General features: G+C 70.1%; 25 protein-coding genes. 13 read left to right on the top strand and 12 right to left on the bottom strand.

Annotated features, from left to right (window positions below; genetic code table 11):
* Nucleotides 1-12: 12 nt before the first annotated feature.
* On the top strand, nt 13-1,386 hold the full coding sequence (glmM, locus tag P0Y41_RS09040; RefSeq protein ID WP_284061030.1) for a phosphoglucosamine mutase: 1,374 nt from the start codon (nt 13-15) through the stop codon (nt 1,384-1,386).
* Nucleotides 1,387-1,460: 74 nt separating this feature from the next.
* On the top strand, nt 1,461-2,012 hold the full coding sequence (locus P0Y41_RS09035) for a GNAT family N-acetyltransferase (protein ID WP_284061029.1): 552 nt from the start codon (nt 1,461-1,463) through the stop codon (nt 2,010-2,012).
* A 52-nt stretch (nt 2,013-2,064) separates the two neighbouring features.
* On the opposite strand, the gene P0Y41_RS09030 is transcribed toward P0Y41_RS09035, so the two are convergent.
* The 5 genes from P0Y41_RS09030 to P0Y41_RS09010 form a co-directional block, all read right to left on the bottom strand.
* Nucleotides 2,065-3,270: a DUF7118 family protein gene (locus tag P0Y41_RS09030; RefSeq protein WP_284061028.1), complete on the bottom strand. Its 1,206-nt coding sequence runs from the start codon at nt 3,268-3,270 to the stop codon at nt 2,065-2,067.
* A 3-nt stretch (nt 3,271-3,273) separates the two neighbouring features.
* Nucleotides 3,274-3,669, bottom strand: a complete 396-nt coding sequence (gene hisI, locus P0Y41_RS09025; protein WP_284061027.1) for a phosphoribosyl-AMP cyclohydrolase — start codon at nt 3,667-3,669, stop codon at nt 3,274-3,276.
* Nucleotides 3,670-3,767: 98 nt separating this feature from the next.
* Entirely contained in the window at nt 3,768-4,844 is a 1,077-nt protein-coding gene (locus tag P0Y41_RS09020; RefSeq protein ID WP_284061026.1) for a prepilin peptidase, read from the bottom strand.
* 163 nt (nt 4,845-5,007) lie between these two features.
* A complete protein-coding gene (gene fer / locus P0Y41_RS09015; protein ID WP_284061025.1) occupies nt 5,008-5,397 on the bottom strand; it encodes a ferredoxin Fer in 390 nt (129 codons plus the stop codon).
* Nucleotides 5,398-5,558: 161 nt separating this feature from the next.
* Complete coding sequence (locus P0Y41_RS09010; RefSeq protein WP_284061024.1) at nt 5,559-6,758, bottom strand: inorganic phosphate transporter; 1,200 nt, start codon at nt 6,756-6,758, stop codon at nt 5,559-5,561.
* Nucleotides 6,759-6,847: 89 nt separating this feature from the next.
* Between P0Y41_RS09010 and htpX the strand changes: the two genes are divergently transcribed.
* From htpX to P0Y41_RS08965, 9 genes are all read left to right on the top strand, one after another.
* Entirely contained in the window at nt 6,848-7,726 is an 879-nt protein-coding gene (gene htpX, locus P0Y41_RS09005; protein ID WP_284061023.1) for a zinc metalloprotease HtpX, read from the top strand.
* Nucleotides 7,727-7,775: 49 nt separating this feature from the next.
* Nucleotides 7,776-8,354 (top strand): LURP-one-related/scramblase family protein, encoded by a 579-nt coding sequence (locus tag P0Y41_RS09000; RefSeq protein ID WP_284061022.1) that lies wholly within the window; start codon nt 7,776-7,778, stop codon nt 8,352-8,354.
* 134 nt (nt 8,355-8,488) lie between these two features.
* The gene (pspAB, locus tag P0Y41_RS08995; RefSeq protein ID WP_284061021.1) at nt 8,489-9,103 is read left to right on the top strand and encodes a PspA-associated protein PspAB; all 615 of its coding nucleotides are present in this window, start codon (nt 8,489-8,491) and stop codon (nt 9,101-9,103) included.
* A gap of 161 nt (nt 9,104-9,264) precedes the next feature.
* The gene (gene radA / locus P0Y41_RS08990) at nt 9,265-10,296 is read left to right on the top strand and encodes a DNA repair and recombination protein RadA (protein ID WP_284061020.1); all 1,032 of its coding nucleotides are present in this window, start codon (nt 9,265-9,267) and stop codon (nt 10,294-10,296) included.
* A 99-nt stretch (nt 10,297-10,395) separates the two neighbouring features.
* Nucleotides 10,396-10,770, top strand: coding sequence for a DUF7475 family protein (locus P0Y41_RS08985; protein WP_284061019.1), 375 nt, complete (start codon nt 10,396-10,398; stop codon nt 10,768-10,770).
* Between the two features lie 6 nt (nt 10,771-10,776).
* Nucleotides 10,777-11,331, top strand: a complete 555-nt coding sequence (locus P0Y41_RS08980) for a metal-dependent hydrolase (protein WP_284061018.1) — start codon at nt 10,777-10,779, stop codon at nt 11,329-11,331.
* 199 nt (nt 11,332-11,530) lie between these two features.
* Nucleotides 11,531-11,995 carry a 6-pyruvoyl trahydropterin synthase family protein gene (locus P0Y41_RS08975; protein ID WP_345783151.1) on the top strand — a complete coding sequence of 155 codons (465 nt, stop codon included), beginning with the start codon at nt 11,531-11,533 and terminating at the stop codon, nt 11,993-11,995.
* 318 nt (nt 11,996-12,313) lie between these two features.
* On the top strand, nt 12,314-13,096 hold the full coding sequence (locus P0Y41_RS08970) for a glycosyltransferase family 4 protein (RefSeq protein ID WP_284061017.1): 783 nt from the start codon (nt 12,314-12,316) through the stop codon (nt 13,094-13,096).
* A complete protein-coding gene (locus P0Y41_RS08965; RefSeq protein WP_284061016.1) occupies nt 13,086-14,093 on the top strand; it encodes a hypothetical protein in 1,008 nt (335 codons plus the stop codon). The genes P0Y41_RS08970 and P0Y41_RS08965 overlap by 11 nt, the downstream gene beginning before the upstream one ends.
* A gap of 39 nt (nt 14,094-14,132) precedes the next feature.
* Here P0Y41_RS08965 and sufU read toward each other — a convergent pair whose 3' ends face one another.
* The 5 genes from sufU to P0Y41_RS08940 all read right to left on the bottom strand — a co-directional run bounded on the left by sufU (nt 14,133) and on the right by P0Y41_RS08940 (nt 17,692).
* The gene (gene sufU, locus P0Y41_RS08960) at nt 14,133-14,555 is read right to left on the bottom strand and encodes a Fe-S cluster assembly sulfur transfer protein SufU (RefSeq protein WP_284063387.1); all 423 of its coding nucleotides are present in this window, start codon (nt 14,553-14,555) and stop codon (nt 14,133-14,135) included.
* Between the two features lie 102 nt (nt 14,556-14,657).
* Nucleotides 14,658-15,023, bottom strand: coding sequence for a DUF7344 domain-containing protein (locus tag P0Y41_RS08955; protein ID WP_284061015.1), 366 nt, complete (start codon nt 15,021-15,023; stop codon nt 14,658-14,660).
* 50 nt (nt 15,024-15,073) lie between these two features.
* Nucleotides 15,074-16,357: an aminotransferase class V-fold PLP-dependent enzyme gene (locus tag P0Y41_RS08950; protein ID WP_284061014.1), complete on the bottom strand. Its 1,284-nt coding sequence runs from the start codon at nt 16,355-16,357 to the stop codon at nt 15,074-15,076.
* Nucleotides 16,358-16,472: 115 nt separating this feature from the next.
* Nucleotides 16,473-16,832 carry a DUF424 domain-containing protein gene (locus P0Y41_RS08945; RefSeq protein ID WP_284061013.1) on the bottom strand — a complete coding sequence of 120 codons (360 nt, stop codon included), beginning with the start codon at nt 16,830-16,832 and terminating at the stop codon, nt 16,473-16,475.
* Entirely contained in the window at nt 16,766-17,692 is a 927-nt protein-coding gene (locus P0Y41_RS08940) for a tetratricopeptide repeat protein (protein ID WP_390215138.1), read from the bottom strand. The genes P0Y41_RS08945 and P0Y41_RS08940 overlap by 67 nt, the downstream gene beginning before the upstream one ends.
* A 92-nt stretch (nt 17,693-17,784) precedes the next feature.
* On the opposite strand from P0Y41_RS08940, the gene thpR reads away from it, so the two are divergent.
* Together thpR and P0Y41_RS08930 are read left to right on the top strand one after the other, a co-directional pair.
* Nucleotides 17,785-18,345 carry an RNA 2',3'-cyclic phosphodiesterase gene (thpR, locus tag P0Y41_RS08935; protein WP_284061012.1) on the top strand — a complete coding sequence of 187 codons (561 nt, stop codon included), beginning with the start codon at nt 17,785-17,787 and terminating at the stop codon, nt 18,343-18,345.
* A 112-nt stretch (nt 18,346-18,457) separates the two neighbouring features.
* Nucleotides 18,458-19,351 carry a hypothetical protein gene (locus P0Y41_RS08930; RefSeq protein WP_284061011.1) on the top strand — a complete coding sequence of 298 codons (894 nt, stop codon included), beginning with the start codon at nt 18,458-18,460 and terminating at the stop codon, nt 19,349-19,351.
* 48 nt (nt 19,352-19,399) lie between these two features.
* Here P0Y41_RS08930 and P0Y41_RS08925 read toward each other — a convergent pair whose 3' ends face one another.
* Entirely contained in the window at nt 19,400-20,689 is a 1,290-nt protein-coding gene (locus P0Y41_RS08925) for an adenosylhomocysteinase (RefSeq protein ID WP_284061010.1), read from the bottom strand.
* 80 nt (nt 20,690-20,769) lie between these two features.
* The gene (locus P0Y41_RS08920; RefSeq protein ID WP_284061009.1) at nt 20,770-22,071 is read right to left on the bottom strand and encodes an amidohydrolase; all 1,302 of its coding nucleotides are present in this window, start codon (nt 22,069-22,071) and stop codon (nt 20,770-20,772) included.
* Between the last annotated feature and the right edge of the window lie 47 nt (nt 22,072-22,118).

The raw sequence follows: 22,118 nt of genomic DNA, 5'->3' as shown, positions 1-22,118 counted from the left end.
CCCACGAACCGAATGAAGGTCTTCGGATCGAGCGGCACCCGCGGGGTCGTCGGCGAGGAGTTCACCCCGGAGTTCGTCTCCCGGGTGGCCGCGGCCGCGGCGGCGACGTGGGACGCCGAGCGCGTCGCCCTCGGCCGCGACACCCGTACCTCCGGGCGGACGTTCGCCGACGCCGCCGCCGCCGGGATCACCGCCGCCGGCGTCGACGTGGAGCGACTGGGCGTCGTTCCCACCCCGAGCCTCGTCCGCTACTGCGAGGTCGAGGCGGTGCCCGGGGTGATGATCACCGCGTCGCACAACCCGCCGGAGTTCAACGGGGTGAAGCTCGTCGGCGACGACGGAATCGAGCTGCCGGTGAACCGACTCGAAGTCGTCGAGGAGCGCCTCCTCGCAGAGGAGCCGACGACGGTGTCGTGGGACCGGATGGGCGGCTCCCGCCGCGTGCCCGACGCCAACGACGACTACGTCGCGGAGATGCTCGACGCGATCGACCGCGACGCCGTCGCCGACGCCGACCTCACCGTCGCGCTCGACCCCGGCCACGGCGCCGGCGCGCTCACCTCGCCTGAGTTCTTCCGCGAGTTGGGCTGCGACGTCGTCACCGTGAACGCCCAGCCGGACGGTCACTTCCCCGGTCGCGACCCCGAGCCCGTCGAGGCGAACCTCGACGACCTCGGGCGACTCGTGCGCGCCGCCGACGCCGACGTCGGGATCGCCCACGACGGCGACGCCGACCGCGCCATCTTCTTCGACGAGACCGGTTCGTACGTCGAGGGGGACGCCTCGCTGGCGGCGCTTGCCGCCCGCGATCTCGGTGAGGGCGACACGACCGTCGCCGCGGTGAACGTCTCTCAGCGCCTCGTCGACGTGTGTGCGGCCGCGGGCGCAAACCTGGATCTGACGCCCATCGGCTCGACGAACATCATCACCCGGATCAAGGAGCTGTGGCGCGAGGGCGAGTCAGTCCCCATCGCCGGCGAGGGCAACGGCGGGATTTTTTTCCCCGACTACCGGCTGGTTCGCGACGGCGCGTTCATCGCCGCGAAGTTCCTCGAACTGCTGGCCGAGCGCGACGCCGCCGTCAGCGAGATCGTCGCGCCGTACGCCGACTACACGAACGTCCGCGAGAACCTCTCGTACGACTCCGACGCAGAGTTGGAGGCGATGCTCGCGGCCGCCGAGGCGTACGCCGCCGCCGCCGACGCCGAGCCCGACACGAAAGACGGCTACCGCCTCGACTACGGCGACGCCTGGGTGCTCGTGCGCCCCTCCGGCACCGAGCCGAAGGTGCGCGTGTACGCCGAGTCCGCCGACCCCGAGCGCGCCGCGGCGCTGGCCCGGGGCGTCCGCCAGGCGCTGCAGGAAGCGAAGGCCGACACCGCGTAGCCGGCCGTTCGCCGCCGACAGCTGGTCTCTCTTCCCCCCGAATCCTTTCCTCCCGCCGACTCGGAGAGACGCACATGGACATCGAGGTCCGTCCCGTGGCGTCCCCGACGGAGTTCCGCGCGGCGTTAGTCGTCAACCGCGACGCCTGGCGCGACGCCTACGCCGACATCCTCCCGGCGGACACGCTCGACGCGATGACCGTCCCCGACGGCGTCGACCTCCAGGAGCGGTACGACCGCGCCACCGGTCGGGACCGGGCGTTTCTCGTCGCCGTCGACCGGAAGCCGGGGGCGGTCGTCGGCTTCGTCGACGCGGTGTGGGGCGACGGCCGCAAGGCGTTCTGCGAGCGCACGGACGCCGAGTTGCGGGCGCTGTACGTCGCCCCCGACGCGCAGGGGGCGGGCGTCGGGTCGGCGCTCCTCGACGGCGTCGTCGACCGCGTCCCCGACGCGTTCGACCGACTGGCGCTGGAGACGTTCACCGAGAATCGCGACGCGCGCGAGTTCTATGAGGCGCGGGGGTTCGAGCGGATCGGTACCTCCGCGTTCGAGGCCGACGGGACGTCGTACCCGACGGCGGTGTACGCGCGGGTGCTGTCGGTCGACGACGGGACGCGGGCGCTGTGAAGTAGTTCGTCCCCGCGGCCGTCACCTACCGACGGTGCGGCGACCGCGCCGCTCACTCGCCCTCGCCTGTCTCGTCCAGTGTCGCCGCCAGTGACTCGCGACGGTCGCGCGCCTCGGCCAGCTCCGCGGCCGCCTCGCCCGAGGCGACGCGCTCGACCTCCTCGTCCGACAGCTCCGCCTCGGCCTCCGCGGCGCGGCGGAGTCGCTCGTACTCCGGGTGGTCTGCGGCCTCCCGCAGCTCGCGGGCGCGGGCGACGGTCGGTTCCGGCGCGAACTTGGCGACGACCGAGACGAGCTCCTCGCGCTGGAACCGGAGCGTCTCGGCGGCCGGCGGCGGCCAGTCGACCGTGAGCGGTTCCGCGGACAGCCGTTCGAGGTAGGTCCGGTGCGGTCGAACCCGCGCCGTGAACGCCCCCGGGTCGTCGACGTAGTGGTCGAGCTTGGAGGCGGAGTAGTCGGCGTACTCGAGGAGGTCCGGAAGCGCCGCCCCGTCCGCGGGCGACGAGTCGAGGAACGCGAGCAGCTCCGGCGGCGGCGCGGCGTAGTCGACGAACGGCGTCTCCGCCGCGTCGGCGACGAACGCCAGCAGTTCGCGGGCGGACGACTCCCGGCGGAAGTCGTCGAACGCGTCGCCGACGGCGTCGTTGTAGGCGGCGATCGGCTCGCGAAGCTCCCCGGTGGGCGCGGTCAGATCCGCCTCCCCCAGCTCGACGAGCCGCTCCAGCTCCGCGATCCGGTCGTCCAGCGCGTCGACCCGCCGCGTGGCGTCCCGCTCGGCGTCGTGGAGCGCCGCCTCGGCGGCCTCGCGCTCGGCCAGCCGTCCGGCGAGCTCGCGGGCGGGCGAGAGCGCCTCGCGGGCGCGTTCGAAGTCCGACTCGGAGAGTCGACGGCCGTCGACGGCCTCGTTGGCCCGTTCGAACGCGTCCCGCCCGGGGACGTCCTCGTCGAGGTCCTCGACGACGGCCGCGAACTCGCCCTGAAACTCGACGTACGCCTGGAAGTCGCCCGTCCCGGTCGCCGAGTCGACGTAGCGGTCGAGCAGGCGGTCCGCGCGCTGAACGGCGTCGCGGACGGTCGAGAGCGTCGACTCGCCGTGTTCCTCGACGGCGTCGACGGCGTCGTCCCGTCGCTCGCGGGCCTCACGGAGCGTCGCTGCGAGCGCGGCCGCGTCGCGCTCGGCGTCCGGGAGCGGGTCCGGGGACGTAGTCGGCTCGGAGGTCACGTTCGGGTCCGGGGTCGCGTCGGCGTCACGTGCCATCCGTTACTCGTACACCGCGTCGGGTTCGAACACGCGCTCGCCGACGTGGTCGCCCTCGAGCGTGCGGTGGAAACACGAGCGGTGCCCGGTGTGGCACGCGCCGCCGGCCTGATCGACGAGATACAGGAGGGTATCGGCGTCACAGTCGACGCGGACCTCGCGGACGTCCTGCGTGTGCCCGCTCGTCGCGCCCTTCTCCCACAGTTCGTCGCGGGAGCGCGAGTAGTAGTGGGCACGGCCGGTCTCGCGCGTGCGGGCGAGCGCCTCCTGGTTTACGTACGCGAGCATCAACACCTCGCCGGAGTCGGCGTCCTGTGCGACGGCGGGGACGAGACCGTCGTCGCCGAAGTCCACAGCGAGCCGGTCGGCGGGCTCGGCGTCGGGCGTGGGATCACTCATCGGTCCGAACGTCGGGACTGCGGCGAATAGGTCTTGTGCGTGGCCGGCGCGGCTCCGCCCGCGTGACCGAGTCGGGGACCGGCGGAACCTCGGCGATATCAGACCAGCCCGAGCGCCCCGAGCGCGACCGTCAGCACGTCGCCGTACGTCAACGCGAGCACGAGCCCCCCGAACAGCGGCACGAGGAACGGGAGCCCGGGAGAGACCCACAGCGCGTCCTCGGCGGCGACGCGGTCCAATCCCTCGCGGAGCGTGTCCGGCGCCGTGCCGTAGGCCGTTCCGTCGATCTCGTCGAGGAACCGCTCGGCGGCCCACGGGTCGTCGACGTCGCCGGCGGCGGAGCCCGGATCGGCGGCGGCATCAGTCGTCGCGGCCGACTCGGGGAACTCGAACCCGCCGTCGTCGACGCCCCCGTCCGTCCGCGGCCCGTCGTGGACCGCGCCGTCGGTCGGCGGGTGCGTCTCGCCGACGGACGCCGGGTCCCGGTGTGCCTCGGGGGCCTCGCGGAGGGCCGCGAGCGTGGTGCCGCGCCACCGGAGGTACATCCGGAGCGCGTCGAGGTCGAGGCCGCGCTGCGGGCGAAGCCCGTCGACGCGGATGAGCTGGCCGTGCACGTCCGGGAGGTCCTCGACCGCGGTCCAGCGGCCGACGAACATCGCCGACGATAGCCGGCCGGCGGCGACGTTCGAGACGAACAGCAGGGCGACGTAGCCGGCGCCGAACAGCACCGCGTTCGTCAGCGCCGACATCGCCGTGACCCCGAGCGCCGAGGGGTGTGCGGGGAAGCCGACGGTGTGAAGCCACGTCACGTCCGGCAGGATCCACAGGGGCACGACGTACGCGGGGGTGGTCGGGAACGCGACCGCGAGCACGACGAGCGCCTTCGCGTCGGCGCCGCCGAAGGCGGCCATCCGGTAGGCGAGCACCGAGAAGGGAACGAGAAAGAGGAGCGAGAAGCCGACCCGGACGAGAAACAGCCGGCCGGCGTAGCCGTCGAACGGGTACGCGCCGGCCGCCTCCACGACGAGCGCGAGCGCGCCGAGCGCGAGCAGCGGGAGCCACAGCGCACTCGCGACCCGCCGGGTTCGGATGTCGCGGTAGGCCGCCCACGCGAACCCCGGGAGTACGAGAAGCCGGATGAGGTCGGCCGCGGAGGCGACGCCGAGCACGTCCATACGCCCTCGCGCGCGTCCGAGATGTTAGGCGTTGCCGTCCGCGTCTCGATCGCGAAACCGCGACGGCGACCGGGCGTTGCCGTCCCGTCTCGATCCGAGCGTCGTCGACAGCCGGACGGCTACCGACTGGGAATAAACGGAGAAGTTCGGCGAGAGACCGCGCTCAGATGACGCGGTTCTGGAGGTAGTCGAGGTGCTTCGCGTTGTAGACGATCTTGATGTCGTCGGCCTGCGGCGAACCGATGCAGGTCAGACGGACGTTCTTGTCCTCGACCTCCTCGTCGGAGAGGATCTGCTGCATGTCCATCTCGATCTCGCCCTCCTTCAGAATCGCCGCGCAGTTCGCGCAGGCGCCGGCGCGGCACGAGAAGGGCCAGTCGTAGCCCTGGGCCTCGGCGGCCTCGAGGATGTACTCGCCCTCGTTCACGTCGAGGGACCCGTAGTCCTCGGCGTCCAGGCCAGCGTCGGCGGCCTGTTCGAAGAGGTCGTCGTCGTCCATGTCCCAGCCGTTGTCGTCCAGCACTTCGTAGTTGAGGTATTCGACCGTGGGCATCTCGTCCTGCGTTTCGCCGGCCGCACCATTAGTTGTTGCTATCTCGTAGGGGATATCGGAGCTAACGGGGCTTTAGGCGGGCCAAAACCGCCGATCTGCTGCTGCCGGCGGTCGCGATCGGCGGCGGTCGCGACCCGCTGCGAGCTCGAGCGCCCCGGTCGTCACACCGGGGCGAGCGCGAACAGCGCGTACGAGCAGACGAACGAGATCGTGGGCGTGAAGATCCAAAACGAGACGACTCGACCAGTAGTTCCGGCGTCGAACAGGTCTTCGGCGAGCAGTTCGTCGCCGTGTTCCTCGCCCATCGGCGGAACGCCGTCGGCGGCGCCGGAGCGCTCGGCCGCGAGTGCGTTCACCGACACCTCCGGGCGCTGGCGCTGGTCGTCCGCCTCATCGCCCCCGAGTGCACCGCCGACCGCGTCGCTGACCGCGCCGCCGAGCGTCGTCGTCCGAGTCGCTCGCCCCCAGCCGAGGCCGACGATCGACATCGTCGCAGAGACCGCCAGCGAGGCGGGGATCCCGATCGCCGAGAGGAACGTGATGAGGCTCGCCGCGACGACCTCGACGATGAGCGCCGCCAGCAGCGGGAGGTCGGTGAGGTCGTTGCCGACCGTGTCGAGCGTCCGGCGGGCGATGGTGAACGCGCCGAGGGCGATCGCCGCGCCCGCCAGCAGCACGCCCTGGCTCGCCGTCACCGAGCCGTTGCCCACCAGCGGCGCGACCGCGTTGGCGACGTTGGAGGCGCCCGCCGAGAACGCCATGTAACAGGCGATGAGGAGCACGGCGACCGTACCGGCGACTTCTCGACCGGTCGCCCCGGGCGCGATCCGGGGCCGTGCGCCGTCGAACTCGACGACGCCGCCGGCTGATCGGTCGATCGCGAAGGCGGCGTCGAGATACGGGTAGAAGTACCGGCCCACGACCGCGCAGATCCAGAACGCGACGACGGGCGCGACGAGCCACCAGCCGACGATCCGCAACATCACGTCCGCGTTGAGCGTCCCCGTCGCCGCACCGAGGCCCGCGATGGCGCCGACGGCGGTCATCGACGTCGAGGCCGGGACCCCGAACGTGTTGGATATCAGCAGCGCCACTCCCACGAAGAAGAGCACCCCGACGCTCGCGGCCAGGGTGAACGCCGACGACGGGACGATCTCCCCGCCCATCGTGTCGATGACGTTGCGGCCGACCGTCCATCCGCCCGCGAGCGCAAACACCGACATGAGCGCCGCCGCCGTCGTCTTCGAGAGGGTGCCGCTGCCGACCGCCGGGCCGAACGAGACGCCCGTCGAGGATCCGCCGATGTTGAAGCCGACGAACACCGCGACGATCACACCGATTATCAAGAGCGCCTCGACCACGGTCGTACTCACTGCCGTCGGGATATAATTTCGGTCGATCCGCGCCGATCCGCGACAGCGTTTAAGCCGTGGGTCCGGTATGACGGGGTATGGAATGGAAGACAGACTGGGGCCTTCGGGGCCGGATGGTCCTGACCGGGTTCCTGCTGTTCGCCCTCTACATCGTGTTCATCGCGGTGTTGTCCCGCTTCGTCGGGCTGTTCGCGATAGTCGCCATCATGGGGCTGTTCTCGCTCGGGCAGTTCTTCTTCAGCGACAAGCTCGCGCTGTACTCGATGGGCGCGAAGGAGGTGTCCGAACAGGAGTACCCGGAGCTCCATCGAAAGATCACGCGCCTCTCACAGCAGGCGGATCTCCCGAAGCCGAAGGTGGCCGTCGCCGACTCGCGGGTGCCGAACGCGTTCGCGACCGGGCGGTCACAGAAGAGCTCCGCCGTCTGCGTGACCACCGGGCTACTGCGCACGCTGGACGACGAGGAGCTTGAGGGCGTGCTCGCCCACGAGCTGGCGCACGTCAAGAACCGCGACGTGATGGTGATGACCATCGCGTCGTTCCTCTCGACGCTGGCGTTCATCGTGGTGCGCTGGGGCTGGCTGTTCGGCGGCGGCGGCGACCGCGGCGGCGGCAACCAAGCGCCGGTGCTCGTCGCGATCGTCGTCTCGCTCGTCGTGTGGGTGATCTCGTTCCTGCTCATCCGACTGCTGTCGCGGTACCGCGAGTTCGCAGCCGACCGCGGAGGGGCGGCCATCACGGGCAAACCGGGGGCGCTCGCGTCCGCGCTCGTCACTATCGACAGCGGGATGGACCGCGTCCCGAAGGAGGATCTGCGCGACACCGCAGAGATGAACGCCTTCTTCGTCATCCCGATCAAGTCCGGGTTCGTCGGGAAGCTGTTCTCGACGCACCCGAGCACCGAGAAGCGCGTCGAGCGGCTTCAGGAATTGGAGCGGCAGTTCGAGACGGCCTGAGTCGCCGGCGACGCGAACGTTCAAGTGCGATTCCGCGAGAACGACGACCGTGAGCGATCCTCGCTACGACATCGCCGGAATCGACCTCGCGGACGACTCCTACACCGTCGTCCAGAGCCTCGTCCGGAACAAGTACCGGGCCGAGGACGCCGCCGGCAACGTCGTCCTCCGAGGCAAACAAAAGCTGTTCAAGCTGAAAGAGGAGTTCCCGTTCGTCGACGCCGACGGAACCGAGGTGTTCTCCGTGAAGGCGACGGGGATGCTCGACGTCGCCGGAAACTACGTCCTGCGCGACTCGCAAACCGGTGATGACGTCGTGATCCTCGACAACGACTACTCCGTCCTGCAGGACACGTGGACGATCCGCGACGCCGAGACGGAGGCGGTGATCGCGCGGATCGACTCCCGAGGCGCGCTGACGACGGTCGCACGGAACGTCCTGCCGTTCGGTCACTGGATCCCCCACAGGTACGAGATCACCGACGCGAACGGCGCGCACGTCGGCGCCATCTCCGGCCGGTTCTCGCTGCAGGACACCTACGACATCACCATCGACGACGCGACCGGCGTGCCGAAAGAGCCCGTCGTCGCCGCCGCGATGGTGATCGACGCGATTCAGGACAACTGACGACGGCGCCGGCCCGGGACCGCGAGTCGCGCGATCGACCGTCTCTCGGACCGCGGCGGCGACGCCCTGTGGGACGGTCGACCGCCCGAGGCGACGGCTTGAACACGACCGCCCCCTGAGTACCGACAGCGACCATGGGCATTCTCGACACGCTCAGATCGGTGCTCGGCTCCCGCGCGGAGACCGACGCCGTCAGCGACGCCGACCCCGAGGACCTGTTCGGCATGAGCACCGCCTACGTCACGATGGAGGCGGATCTCGGCTTCCGCTCGGTCGGCGAGGCGGCGCTGTGCTTCTCGTCGGTCGACTCCACCGACTTCGCCGAGGCCGTCGACGCCGTGGAGGCGATCCTCGACGCCGGCGAGGAGGAGACCGGCACCGACTTCCGCCGCCACGAGGACGACCACGGGTACCACTGGGTCGTCCTCGCAGACGACGACCCCGAGGACCTCGTCACCTCCGTTCACTTCGCCGCCGACGAGTTCGTCGAGCGAGGCTACGGCTCACGGCTGCTCGCGGCGGTGTTCGGCTTCGCCGACGAGCGTGACTCCGACCGCCACGCCTACTGGATCTACTCGTTCCGCCGCGGCGCCTACTACCCGTTCGCACCCACCGGCACCAGCAGTCGCGACAACAAGATCGAATTTAAACTGGAGTCGGTGTTGGACGGCGAGCTCGGCGTCGAATCCGACAAGGACTACTGGTACCCCCTGTGGCCGGACAGCCCGAACGGGCACCCCTGGGGGTAGCCGCCCCCGGCCCAGACGAACACCCGCCCGTCGAGAAGTCCCCTCATCCCTCCTGAACCCTCGTACACCGTTCGTGAGCGACGCGACTCAGTACCCCGGTTTCACTTCCACTTTGGTGTTAACGAGGGTTTATGAGGGGAGCCGAGCAAGGATGAGGTACGATGGCAGAAGACGATCTTCAAGAGCTTCCCGGCGTCGGCCCCGCGACCGCAGACAAACTCGTCGACGCGGGCTTCGACAGCTACCAGAGCATCGCAGTCGCGAGCCCGGCCGAACTGGGCAACACGGCCGACATCGGCGACTCGACGGCCAACGACATCATCCAGGGCGCTCGTAAAGCGGCCGACGTCGGCGGCTTCGAGTCGGGCGCGCAGGTGCTGGAGCGACGCGAGCAGATCGGCAAGCTCTCCTGGCAGATCGACGAGGCGGACGACCTCCTCGGCGGCGGACTGGAGACACAGTCGATCACCGAGGTGTACGGCGAATTCGGCGCCGGAAAGTCCCAGGTGACTCACCAGATGTCTGTCAACGTCCAGCTCTCGAAGGAGGACGGCGGGCTGGAGGGCTCTGCGATCTTCGTCGACTCCGAGGACACGTTCCGCCCCGAGCGGATCGACGACATGGTCCGCGGGCTGGAAGACGAGATCATCGAGCGAGAGTTCGAACGGCGCGAGATCGAGGGATCGCCGGACAACGACGACGACATGCGCACGCTGGTCGAGGACTTCCTCGACCACATCCACGTCGCGAAGGCGTTCAACTCCAACCACCAGATACTGCTGGCCGAGAAGGCGAAGGAACTCGCCAGCGAGGCCGAGGACACCGACTGGCCCGTGCGGATGCTCACCGTCGACTCGCTGACGGCTCACTTCCGCGCGGAGTACGTCGGCCGCGGCGAACTCGCCGAGCGCCAGCAGAAGCTCAACAAGCACCTGCACGACCTGATGCGCATCGGCGACCTCTACAACTGCGTCGTGCTCGTGACCAACCAGGTCGCCTCCAACCCCGACTCCTACTTCGGCGACCCGACCCAGCCGATCGGCGGCAACATCCTCGGGCACACCTCGACCTTCCGGATCTACCTCCGCAAGTCGAAGGGCGACAAGCGGATCGTCCGGCTCGTGGACGCGCCGAACCTCGCCGACGGCGAGGCCGTGATGCGCGTGCAGGACGGCGGTCTCAAACCGGAGTAAGCCGCCGCCCGCTCGACTGACGTCTCCCGCCGGATCGGAGGCGATCACGTGGCAACGGTCGTGGGAGTTTTTAACACGGTCCCCGCCATCTGTACGGGTATGAGTACCGAAACAGCGTCCGAGGGGTTCTCCCTCCACACGGAGTCGATGACCGGACTACACTGGTTCGGCGTCGCGCTGGCGGCGATCACCGGCGTGATCCACCTCTGGCTCGCGTACGCGTTCAGCTCGGAGACCGGGATGGCCGTCGCGTTCCTAGTTGCGGGCGTCGGCTTCCTGGGCGGCGTCGCGGCGGTGCTGCTCGACACCCGTCGCCGCCTCTTTTACCTGCTCGGCATCCCGTTCACCGCCGGGCAGATCCCGCTGTGGTACGTGGCGAACGCGCCCGACTTCGGCGCGACCGGGATCGCGGACAAGGTGGTGCAGGTGGTCCTCATCGCCGTCCTCGTCGTCCTCTACCGTCGCGAGTCGTAGGCCGTGATGGCGTTCACCCACGCCCTTGCGGGCGCGGTGCTAGCGGCGCCCGTGGTCGCGTTCGCACCCGAGTTCGCCGTTCCCGCCGCGCTCGCGGGGGTGGTCGGGGGCCTCCTGCCCGACCTCGACCTGTTCGCCGGTCGCCACCGCCGGACGCTGCACTTCCCCGTGGTGGGGTGGGCGCTGGCGCTCCCAGCGATCGCCGCCGCCGCAGTCGCGCCGACGGCCGGAACCGCCGCGGCGGCGGTCGCCTGCACCTCTTTCGCCGTCCACGCCGGGACGGACGCTCTCGGTGCCGGCGACGAGATCCGGCCGTGGGAGCGCACCTCCGCCGAGGCCGTCTACGATCACCTCCGCGGTCGATGGATCCGCCCACGATACTGGATCCGCTACGACGGCGCCCCGGAGGACGCCGTCGCGACGGCGGCGCTCGCGGTCCCGGTCGCCGTGGCGTATCCGGAGCCGCTGCCGGCGATCGCCGCCGCCTGCGTCGTCCTCGGCGTCGCGTACGCGCTCGTCCGCCGCCGGCTCCCGCCGGTCGTCGAGGAGTTGGTCGGGTGACCAGCGGGCGGGGCGGCCGCGACGTCGCGCGCGACAGGTTTACCATACCGGGGCCGCAGGGATCCGTCAGCAGATCGAGCGACGCGGCGCCGATCCGCGGCGACGTTCGGGTCCGCGCGTTCCGAATCGACCCACGTCTACCCACGTCGGTCCAAGCCGCCTCGGTCCACCGGCTTCGATTCCATCACACGACCCAGCCATGACCTATCGAACGACCGTCTCGCGGCAGTTCGTCGCACAGCACTTCCTCACCGTCCCCGACCCGGGTCCCGAGGGGGACCTCCACTCGCACGTGTTCTCGGTCGAGGTGACGTTCGCCGGCCCGTCGCTGAACGACTACGACTACCTCGTCGACATCGACGACGTGCGCGCGGCGCTCGACGCCGTCGAGGAGCGCTACCGCGACGCGACGCTGAACGACCTGCCCGAGTTCGATGGGTACAACCCGAGCGTCGAGCGGTTCGCTCGCGTCGTCCACGACCGGCTCGCCCCGGCCGCCGACGACGACCCGGCAGAGAGCCTGCGCGTCACCGTGTGGGAGGACGACGAGGCCGCCGCCGGCTACGAGGGACCCGTCGGCGTCGAGGAGACCGGCAACGGCGGATCCGACGGCACCACGGGCCGCGACGACGACGCTGCGGGCCCAGAACACGGGGATGGCTGAGGGGGCGTCCGCCGGCGTCGACGCTGACGGCCTCGCGGTCGCGCTCGTCCTCCCGGGCGACCCCGAGACGACGTCCGGAGGGTTCCGATACGACCGCCGGCTCGTCGGCCGACTGCGGGCGACCGGCGTGTCGGTCCGGGTGTTCTCGGTGCCGTGGCGACGGTACCCGCTCGGGCTCCTCGATGCGCCGGGGCTCGCGACCGGGGTGCCGACCGGACTCCGAGACGCGGACGTGGTCGTCGTCGACGAACTCGCGCACGCCGCCACGCTGGGCTCATCCGCCGGCTCCGCCGCGGCGGGACGCCGGTCGTCGCGCTGGTGCACCACCTCCGGCGCGCCGAGGGCGGCCGGCTCGCGCCGGTCGCGACGCGACTGGAACGACACTTCGTTCGTGGCTGTGCCGCGGCCGTCTGCGTCAGCGAGGCGACTGAGCGCGACGTGTTGTCGCTCGTCGATGACCTCGCCACGCACGTCGCGCCGCCGCCGGCCGACCAGTTCGACCCGACGGTGACGCCGGCGGATGTGACCGATCGCGCTCGGGAGGGGCCGCTCCGAGTCGTCTCGCTCGGGTCGCTGGTGCCGCGGAAGGGGCATCCGACACTGGTGCGGGCGCTCGCCGGCGTCGACGACGAGCGCGGTTGGACGGCGACCGTCGTCGGCCCGGAGCCGGACCCGGATCACGCCCGCACGGTTCGGAGCCTGGCCGCCGACCTCGACGTCGAGGAGCGCGTGTCGTTCCGCGGCGAGCTCTCGACGTCAGACCTCGCGGCCGTGCTCGGGGAGTCGCACGTGCTCGCGGTCCCCTCCTCCTACGAGGGCTTCGGGATGGCGTACCTGGAGGGGATGGGCTTTGGCCTCCCGGCGGTCGCGTCCGCCGCCGGAGGCGCGTCGACGGTCGTCGCCGACGGCGAGACCGGCTTCCTCGTCGATCCGGGCGACGTGGCGGGCGTCCGGGACGCCATCGCCGCGCTCGCGGGAGATCGCGACCGACTGGCCCGGATGGGGACGGCCGCGCTCCGGCGGTTCGAGTCCCATCCCGACTGGGCCGCCACGGTCGCCGACGTCCGGCGGTTCCTCGCGGAGGTGGCCGATGGAGGGTGACGACGTGACGTACCTGGAGGCCGCCCGGACCGTCGACGAACGCGCTCACAGCGACGATGCGACCGCCGCGTTTCGAGCGGCCCTTCGGGAGGCGGATCACGCCGGCGACGGGGATACCGACGACGGCGACCGTGGCGACGAGAGCGACGGGACGGACGGAACCGGCGTCCGCGTGTTGGAGGCCGGCGCCGGGACCTGCGGGATGCTCCGCCGGCTGCTGGCCGACGATGTGCTCCCCGCGGGCGAGTGGGTCGCCGTCGACACGGACGAGCGGGTGCTGTCGACGGCGCACGATCGCCTGCGTGCGGACGCGCTCGACGCCGGCTACGCCGTCGAGCGAGGTGACGCTGACGGTAACCGCGTCGGCAACGGTGGCAGCTACCGCGACAGCGACGGCGACAGCAGCGGTTACCGCGACAGCGACGCGATCGAACTGCGCCGTCCCGGGTGTGCGCGGTCCCTCCGTGTCCGGTTCGCGGTCGCCGACGCCCGCGCAGTCGCCGCCGAGGGCGGTTTCGACGGCGTCGTTGCGCGGTCGTTCGCGGATCTGTTGGCTCCCGAGGACGTGCTCGCGCTGCTGCGCTCGGCCGCGCCGGACGGCTGGTACCACCTCCCGCTCACCTTCGACGGCGAGACGCGGTTCGCGCCCGACCACCCGGCCGACGACGCCGTCGTCGACGCGTTCCACGCGACGATGCGCAACCGGGGACGAGCGGCGACGCGGCTGGCCGACCGGTTCACCGAGGCCGGAACGCCGCCGACGGTCGACGCGCGCTCCGACTGGACGGTCGAGGGCAACGAGGCGGGGACGTACCGGGCCGACGAGGCGACGTTTCTCCGGACCATCCTGGACACGGTGGTCGCGTCGGTGCGCGCGTCGGAGCGGGTGCCGGCGGCGACGCTGGCCGACTGGGCGGAGACGCGGGAGGAACAACTGGGTCGAGGGTCGCTGCGGTACGTCGCCCGGAACCGGGACCTGTTCGGCCGCGTGCCCTAGCGATTCGGGCGGACGGGGTCGAGGCCGGTCTCTCGGCCCTCAGTCTTCGGTTTTCGTCACGTCGAGGTCGTCGATCTCGCCCTCGTACAGCTTCGCGCCGTCCTGCGCGACCTGCCGGGCGAGCACGGCGCACTTGATCCGCATCGGGGAGATGTCGACGCCGAGCATCTCGGTGATGTCGTCGGTGTCCATCGCCTCCAACTCGTCGAGGGTGGTCCCCTGGAGGCGCTCGGAGAGCATCGAGGCCGACGCCTGCGAGATAGCGCAGCCGTCGCCCGAAAACGCGACGTACTCGATCGTCTCGTCGTCGTCCTCCAGGCGCACGTCGACGGTGATCGTATCCCCGCAGGAGGGGTTCTCGCCGGTGTGCGAGAAGGTGGCGTCGTCGAGTTCGCCGTGGTTGCGCGGGTTCTTGTAGTGGTCGAGAATCTGCTGGCGATACATGTCGGAGCCGCCGCCAATGCCCATTGTTGGCGGGAATTGGCGAGTGCGCCGGTTAAGCGTTCTGGGGATCGGAGTCACCACTGTCGGCTCGATGGGTGGCGAACGAGTGACGCTCGTCGGCTACGATCGGGAGACGAGATCGAGGACGTCGAGGTCCGTCGACGGCTGTTCCAGACCGTGTGCTATCGAGAGCATGACGTCGATCTCGCTGGCGGTGTCTGTGATTCGAACCTGTCGGTTCTCACGGTCGTATTCGATGCTGTCGGCCTCCGCTCGCTTCGGGAAGTGGTTGTGATCCAACGTCAGAACGACGTTCTCGAACAGCTCGTCCGGGACATCCGCGTCCGAGGGGTCCGACTCCCACTCGCTGATCGTCCGGGCGAGCTGCTCGATGGTGACCGGTCCGTCCTGTTGTCGAAGGTAGTAGAGCGCGTATCGCCGACGTTCCCGACTCAGGAGACGAAACACCTCGTCTAACGAACTCATACCGGCTCTCTGGCGGGTGGCGAATATATAGATCTCGCCGAGCGCGATCGCTACGCGAACAGTTGGCGCGCGTCGTCGACCGCCTCGACCAGTTTGTCGATCTCCTCGCGCGTGTTGTAGACGTAGAAACTCGCGCGGGCCGACGCCGCGATCCCGAGCTTGTCGTGCAGCGGCTGGGTGCAGTGGTCGCCGGCGCGGACCGCGACGGCGTGGTCGTTGAGGATGCTGGAGAGGTCGTGGGCGTGGACGCCGTCGAGGTTGAACGCCACGAGGCCGGCGCGGTCGTCGCCGGGGGGGCCGTAGATGTCCACGTCGTCGTACTCCGTCAGGCGGTCGTAGGCGTACTCCGCCAGCAGTTGCTCGTGGGCGTGAACGTTCTCCATTCCCAGGTCCTCGAGGTAGTCGATCGCCGCGTGGAGGGCGATCCCCTGCGCGATGACGGGCGTGCCCGCCTCGAACTTCCACGGGAGATCTTCCCACTCGGAGTCCTCGTAGGTGACCCTGCGGATCATCTCGCCGCCGTAGAGGTACGGCTGCATCTCCTCCAAGAGGTGCTCTTTGCCGTACAGCACGCCGATTCCCGTCGGGCCGCACATCTTGTGTCCCGAGAAGGCGAAGAAGTCGGCGTCGATCTCCGCCACGTCGACGGGCATGTGCGGCACCGACTGCGCGCCGTCGACGAAGATCAGCCCGTCGTGGTCGTGGACCAGATCGGCGAACTCGGCGACCGGATTGACCGTTCCGAGCGTGTTCGAGACGTGGACGACGTTCGCCATCGCGGTGTCGTCGTCGACGAGCTCGCGGGCGTGATCCATGTCGAGGCGGCCGTCCTCGTCGACGCGGACGAAGCGCACGTCCGCCCCGGTCTTCTTGCCGATCTGCTGCCACGTGACCAGCGAGGCGTGGTGTTCCATCTCGGTGAGCACGACGTTGTCCTCGGGACCGAGTTCGTTCAGGCCCCACGCGTAGGCGACGAGGTTCTCCGCCTCGGTGGTGTTCTTCGTGAAGACGACCTCCTCGCGGCCCTCAGCGCCGATGAACTCCGCCACGCGGTCGTGGGCGTGTTCGTATGCGGTGCTCGCCTCCTGGCTCAACTGGTGGATCCCGCGGTGGACGTTCGAGTTGTACGAGCGGTAGTAGTCCGCGATCGCGTCGACGACCTGATCGGGCGTGTGGCTCGTGGCCGCGTTGTCGAGGTACACGAGCGGCGTCGTGTCGCCCTCGCCCTCGCCGGGGACGGTCACGTCGCCGCCCACCTTCCGCTGGAGGATGGGGAAGTCGGCGCGGACGGCCTCGACGTCGAGCGGGTACGGTTCCTGCTCAGGCGCTTCCATTACCCGGTATGAGGGGTCGGAGGGGTAACATCCCTTCGGTCAGCCGGGAGAACCGTAACTGAAACCGGGCACGCTCCGCCGGAACCGCGTCCCGTCGCGGTCGGGATCCGGGCGCTTACAGCCACAGCAACTGCGCGTGCAGGGTGTCGCCGACCGTCAACACGCGGTCGGCGTCGATGACGCCGGCGTCGACGGCGGTGCCGACGCAGCCCTCGCCGACGAGGTTCGCGGTGTCGGCGTCGTACAGTGCCTGAACAACGGCGTCCGCGTCGGCCGGATCGGCCTCGTCGCCGCCGTAGAACTCCTCAGTCACGTCCAGCGAGACGCCGTCGCCCTCGAACGTCTCGCCGAGGACAGCGGCGTCGCACACAGCGACGAGCGTCCCCTCGGGCGTCTCACGGCGCGTGATCAGGTAGTCCGCCCCGCCGTCTTCGCCGAGGTCCGCGTCGGGACCGTCCCCGGCGTCGTCGCGCATCTACAGGCCTCCGAGGTCGAGATCATCGTCGCCGTCGCGGCCGCCGAGGCCCCGGGCGCGCCGCCCGCTCCGCCGGCACCCATTTCGCCGGCACCGCCCATCGCGCCGCCCTCACCGTGCTCTTCGACCATCTGCTGTTCGGCCTCCTCGCGGATCTCCTCGGCGCGCTCGGCGGCCTGTTCGGCCTCGTCCTCGCGGCCGAGTTCGTCGAGCGCGCGCGCCTTCTCCTCGAGCACCTCGGCGTTGCGCATGCCCAGCCGGATCGCGTTGTCGAAGGCGGTAACGGCGTCCTCCAGCAGGCCGCGCTCGACGAGGAAGAACCCGCGGTTGTACCACGCCTGCGGGAAGCGCGGGTCGATCTCGACGGCCTTCTCGGCGTGTTCGAGCGCCTGCTCCCCCTGCCCGTTCTCGTGGAGTGCGTACGCGAGGTTCGTCTCGGCGCTTGCGGCGTGCTCGGAGTCGTCGTCGATGCGCAGCGCCTCCCGGTACGCGCCGATCGCCTCGTCCCACTCCTCGAGCTGGGCGTGGGCGACGCCCTTGTTCACCCACGCCTCCTGTTCTTCGAGAGAGTCGTCCTCGGCGAACTGGGCGGCGCGCTCGAACGTCTCGGTCGCCTCCTCGAAGCGGTTGATCCCGATGTAGGACAGTCCCACGTCCATCAGGCTCTCCACGTCGACGCGGTCCTTCGGGATGTTGCGCTCGTCGAGCAGGTCCGCGAGCACCCGCGTGTCGACGGGATCGACCTGTGAGGGGTCTGCTTGCAGTTCCTCCGGGTCGAGCGTGAACTCCTCGTAGTCCTCGTTGAGTCCCTGACCCTCGGAGAACTTGTGCGGCGGTCGTTCTGGCTCGTCGTCGCTCATTACCACGAGTTCGGCCGTGTGGACGGATGTATGTTGCGCGTGCGACTCGAAGAGTCGCCGCGGTTTTTCCTCCGCGCCGACGAAGTCCCCGTATGCCGCGACTGTTCGTCTCGGTCGACCTCCCCGACCGGCTCGCGGACGCGTTCGCCGCCGTACAGGACCCGCTTCGTGATATCGAGAGCCTCCGGGTCACCGATCCCGAGCAGGCCCACTGCACACTGAAGTTCCTCGGCGACACCGACGAGGCACGCGTCGGCGACGTGACCGAGGCGCTGGAGGCCGCCGTTGCGAACGCGGACGTGGGCGCCTTCGAACTCGAGGTGGGCGGGCTGGGCGTCTTTCCGTCGACCGACTACGTCAGCGTGATCTGGGTCGGCGTTCGCGAGGGCCCCGGCGCCGCCGAGTTGACCCGGCTCGCCGAGACGGTCGAGCGCGAGACGGTCTCGCTCGGGTTCGACGAGGCCGACCACGAGTTCACGCCGCATTTCACCCTCGCGCGAATGGACGACGCCCGCGGGAAGGGACGGGTGCTGGAGTACCTGAACGAGGACCCGACAGTGGGACGGTTCGAGGTGAAGGAGATCCGCCTCACCGAGTCGACGCTGACGAGCGACGGTCCCGAGTACGGGACGCGGGCGCGGGTATCGCTGTGAGACGTGGTTGAAACGGCCAGGACAGTCGAGCGCGCACCGAGCCGATCGGAGCAGACGTTTCAGGTGAATAAGATGAAAGTGCGGATTTGTGCGTCGCAACCGACGGTCCGGTGTGAACTCTGTCGATACCGACACGCGATCCGAGCGGGAGTCGAACGACGAACCCTCGCGGGACGTTGCGAGCCGCGCCGGCGAGCCACTCTCGGCGGGGACTGCGATGGCGGTCGTGGGCGCGGCGGGCCTCCTCGCGGGCCTCCGAGCGTTCCGGCGCGGGAACCGGGGGCGCGGACTCGCCGGGCTCGCCGTCGGCGCCGCGCTCCTGGCGACCGCACTCGCCCGGCGGTCCCGAAGCGGCGACACGGAGACGGACGCCGCGGACACGTCCCCGAACCCCGAGGACGTGGGATCGGGGGCCGAACCCGCGTCCGAGTCCGACACCGACGCCGAGTCGGCGGCGGTCGATCGGCGCGAGGTCGGCGACACCGAACCCGTGACGGAGGAAATCGAGCGTGAAACGGGAGCCGTCGGCGACACGGACGGAACGAGCGACGGGGCGGCGACGGGCGCGGGGGACACCGGCGAGGTGGCGGCGGAGGGCGTCGAACCCGAGGAGGTCGAACGACTGGGCGAGGCGGCCTTCGACAGGCAGAGCCGGGAGGTCCCGGCGCCACAGCGGGCGTTCAATCGGGGGTTCCTGTCACACTCTGCGGAGGCGTTCTGGGGGATCCGAGCGGACGACGACGCGGTCGTGGTCTCCCGGAACTACGACGCCATTCAGGACCGCGACGGGATGCGGTACGTCGCCAGCAGCCAGATCGGCGAGGACGTCCGCGAACTCCCGATCCCCGACGCCGTACTCGACCACTGGGACGAGGTGGCCGGCGGCGGCACTGCCGTCGCCGGCGGCGACGACATCCAGTTCGTCACGACCGACGACCTCTCGGCCGACGGCCTGCTGCGCGTGCTCCCCGCGAAGTGGGCCGACGACGTCGGGGAGTCCGAGTGACGAGCGAGACGACTCGCGACGGGCGAGGGGATCGCCGAATCGGCTCCCTCAGGTCCCGTGTTGCCACGAGCCCATGTACTCTCGCTGCTCGTCGCTGAGCGCGTCGAACTCGACGCCCTCGGCGGCCAGTTTCACCTCGGCGACCTCGCGGTCGAGTTCGTCGGGCACCTCGTGGACGCCGGCGTCGTACTCCTCGCCGTTCTCCACGAGTTCTCGCACGCAGACGGCCTGCACGCCGAACGACTGGTCCATGACCTCGACCGGGTGGCCCAGCGCGATGGGCGCCGCGAGGTTGACGAGGCGGCCCTCCGCGAGGACGTTCAGCCGACGGCCGTCTGCCATCTCGTAGGCCTCGACGCCGTCGCGTGCCTCGTAGCGGTCGACGGCCATGTCGTCGAGCTGGTCGAGGTTGATCTCCACGTCGAAGTGGCCCGCGTTGGCCAGCAGGACGCCATCCTGCATGACCTCGAAGTGCTCCTCGGTGATCACGTCGCGGTTGCCCGTCGTCGTGATGAACACGTCGCCCTGCTTTGCGGCCTCACTCATCGGCATCACGTCGTACCCCTCCATGTGGGCCTCCAGCGCCTTGCGGGAGTCGACCTCACAGACGATGACGTTCGCGTTCTGGCCGGCCGCCTTCTTGGCGACGCCCTTCCCGCAGTAGCCGAAGCCGCCGACGACGACGTCCTTGCCGGCAAACGAGAGGTTCGTCGTCATCGCGATGGTCGCGAGCGACGACTCGCCGGTGCCGTGGACGTTGTCGAACAGCCGCTTCATCGGCGTGTCGTTGACGGCGAACACGGGGTAGTTCAGCTCGCCGTCGGCGTCCATCGCACGCAGGCGGTGGACGCCGGTGGTGGTCTCCTCGGCGCCGCCGACGATGGAGTCGATGAGTTCGGGGTAGTCCTCGTGGATCGCCGCGACCATGTCCATGCCGTCGTCGACGGTGACGGTGGGCTCGTGCGCGATGACCGACTCGATGGCGGCGTAGTAGTCCTCGTCGCCGACGCCGCGGACGGCGTAGGAGGTGATGTTCTCGTGGGCGTCAAGCGCGGCGCTCACGTCGTCGTGCGTCGAGAGCGGGTTGCAGCCGGTGATGGCGACCTCCGCGCCGCCGTCGGCGAGCAGCTCGACGAGGTTCGCGGTTTTCGCCTCGACGTGCATCGCCATGCCGATCGTCTGGCCGGCGAACGGCTGACTCTCCTCGAACTCCTCGCGGAGGTGCGAGAGGATGGGCATGTGCTGAAGCGCCCAGTCCATCTTGCGGCGACCCTCCTCGCGGGCCGACTCGGGATCGTCGAGATGCTGGGTGACCGGTGCGTACGACTGTGTGCTCATACACGATGGGTCGGCTGGGGACGGTATAATCCCGCCGGAGTCGACCCGCTTCGGGCGGGGAAGCGGAGCCGCGAAGGCGACTATTCCTCGGCGCGTGCGACGAGCGCCGCCGCGTGCTCCTGTGCCCGCTCACGCACGTCGGCCTCGTCGAACGCGAGCACCTCGCGGTCGCGCATCAGCACCTCGCCGTCACAGACCGTGTGTCGCACGTCGCTGCCGCGGGCGGCGTACGCGAGGTGCGAGACGAGGTCGTGCTCGGGCGTCAGGTGGACGGCGTCGAGGTCGACCACCGCGAGGTCGGCGTTCGCGCCCGCCTCGATTCGCCCCGAGTCGAAGCCCAAGGCTTTGGCCCCGCCCTCGGTCGCCATCCGGACGGCGGTCTCGGCGTCGACAGCCGCGGCGTCGTCCGCGGCGAGCTTGCCGATCATCGCGGCGTCGCGCAGTTCGTCGAAGAGGTCGAGGTCGTTGTTCGAGGCGGCGCCGTCGGTGCCGAGCGCGACGTTCACGCCCGCGTCGAGCAGATCCTGTACGGGCGCCATCCCGGAGGCGAGCTTCATGTTCGAGGCCGGGCAGTGGACGACGCTCGTGTCTCGATCGGCGAGCGTCCCGATCTCTGAGGCGTCGAGGTGGACGCCGTGGGCGACGAAGGTGTCGTCGGCCAGCAGGCCGAGGTCGTCGGCGTACTCGGTCGGCCGGACCCCCGCCTCGGCGTCGATCTCCTCGAGGTACGTCTCGGTCTCGTTCAGGTGGAAGTGCAGCGGGACCCCCGCCTCGCGGACCCGCGGGACGAACTCCTCGAAGAACTCCGTGCCGACGGTGTGGGGCGCGTGGGGCATCACCGCCGTCCGGATCCGACCGTCGGCGGCGCCGTCGTACTCCTCGGCGACGGCGACCGACTCGGCGAAGTCGTCGCGGGCGGCCGCCTCATCCTTGCCGACGGTGACGACGCCGTGGCCGACGCGGGCGCGGAGGCCGGCCTCGCGGACCGCCTCGACGACCTCGCCGACGTGGAAGTACATGTCAGCGAACGCGGTGGTTCCGCTCCGGATCAACTCGACGGCCGCCAGTCGAGTACCCACGGCCACGTCGTCGGCCGTCAGCTCCGCCTCTGCGGGCCAGATGTCCTCCCGGAGCCAGTCTTCGAGGTTCTTGTCGTCGGCGTAGCCGCGCAGCAGCGTCATCGTCGCGTGGCCGTGGGCGTTCACGAGCCCCGGCATGACGAGCGAGTCTGTCGCGTCGAGCGTCTCGTCGGCGTCGCCCGCGAGGTCGGGCGCCACGTCGAGTATCTCGCCCGCGTCGGCGTCGATCAGCACGTCCGCGCGGACGACGTCGAACTCGGGCGTGAGCACGCGCCCGTCGGTAACGGCGAGTGTGTCGGTCATGGGTGTGAGTGGCGGTCGGCGGCTAGTCAATCCGTCGGGTTCTCCCG

Origin of the sequence: Halobaculum halobium (assembly GCF_030127145.1) — an archaeon.
In the GTDB taxonomy this organism is placed as follows: Archaea; Halobacteriota; Halobacteria; order Halobacteriales; family Haloferacaceae; genus Halobaculum; species Halobaculum halobium.
This window is presented reverse-complemented; position numbering and strand designations above follow the sequence as displayed.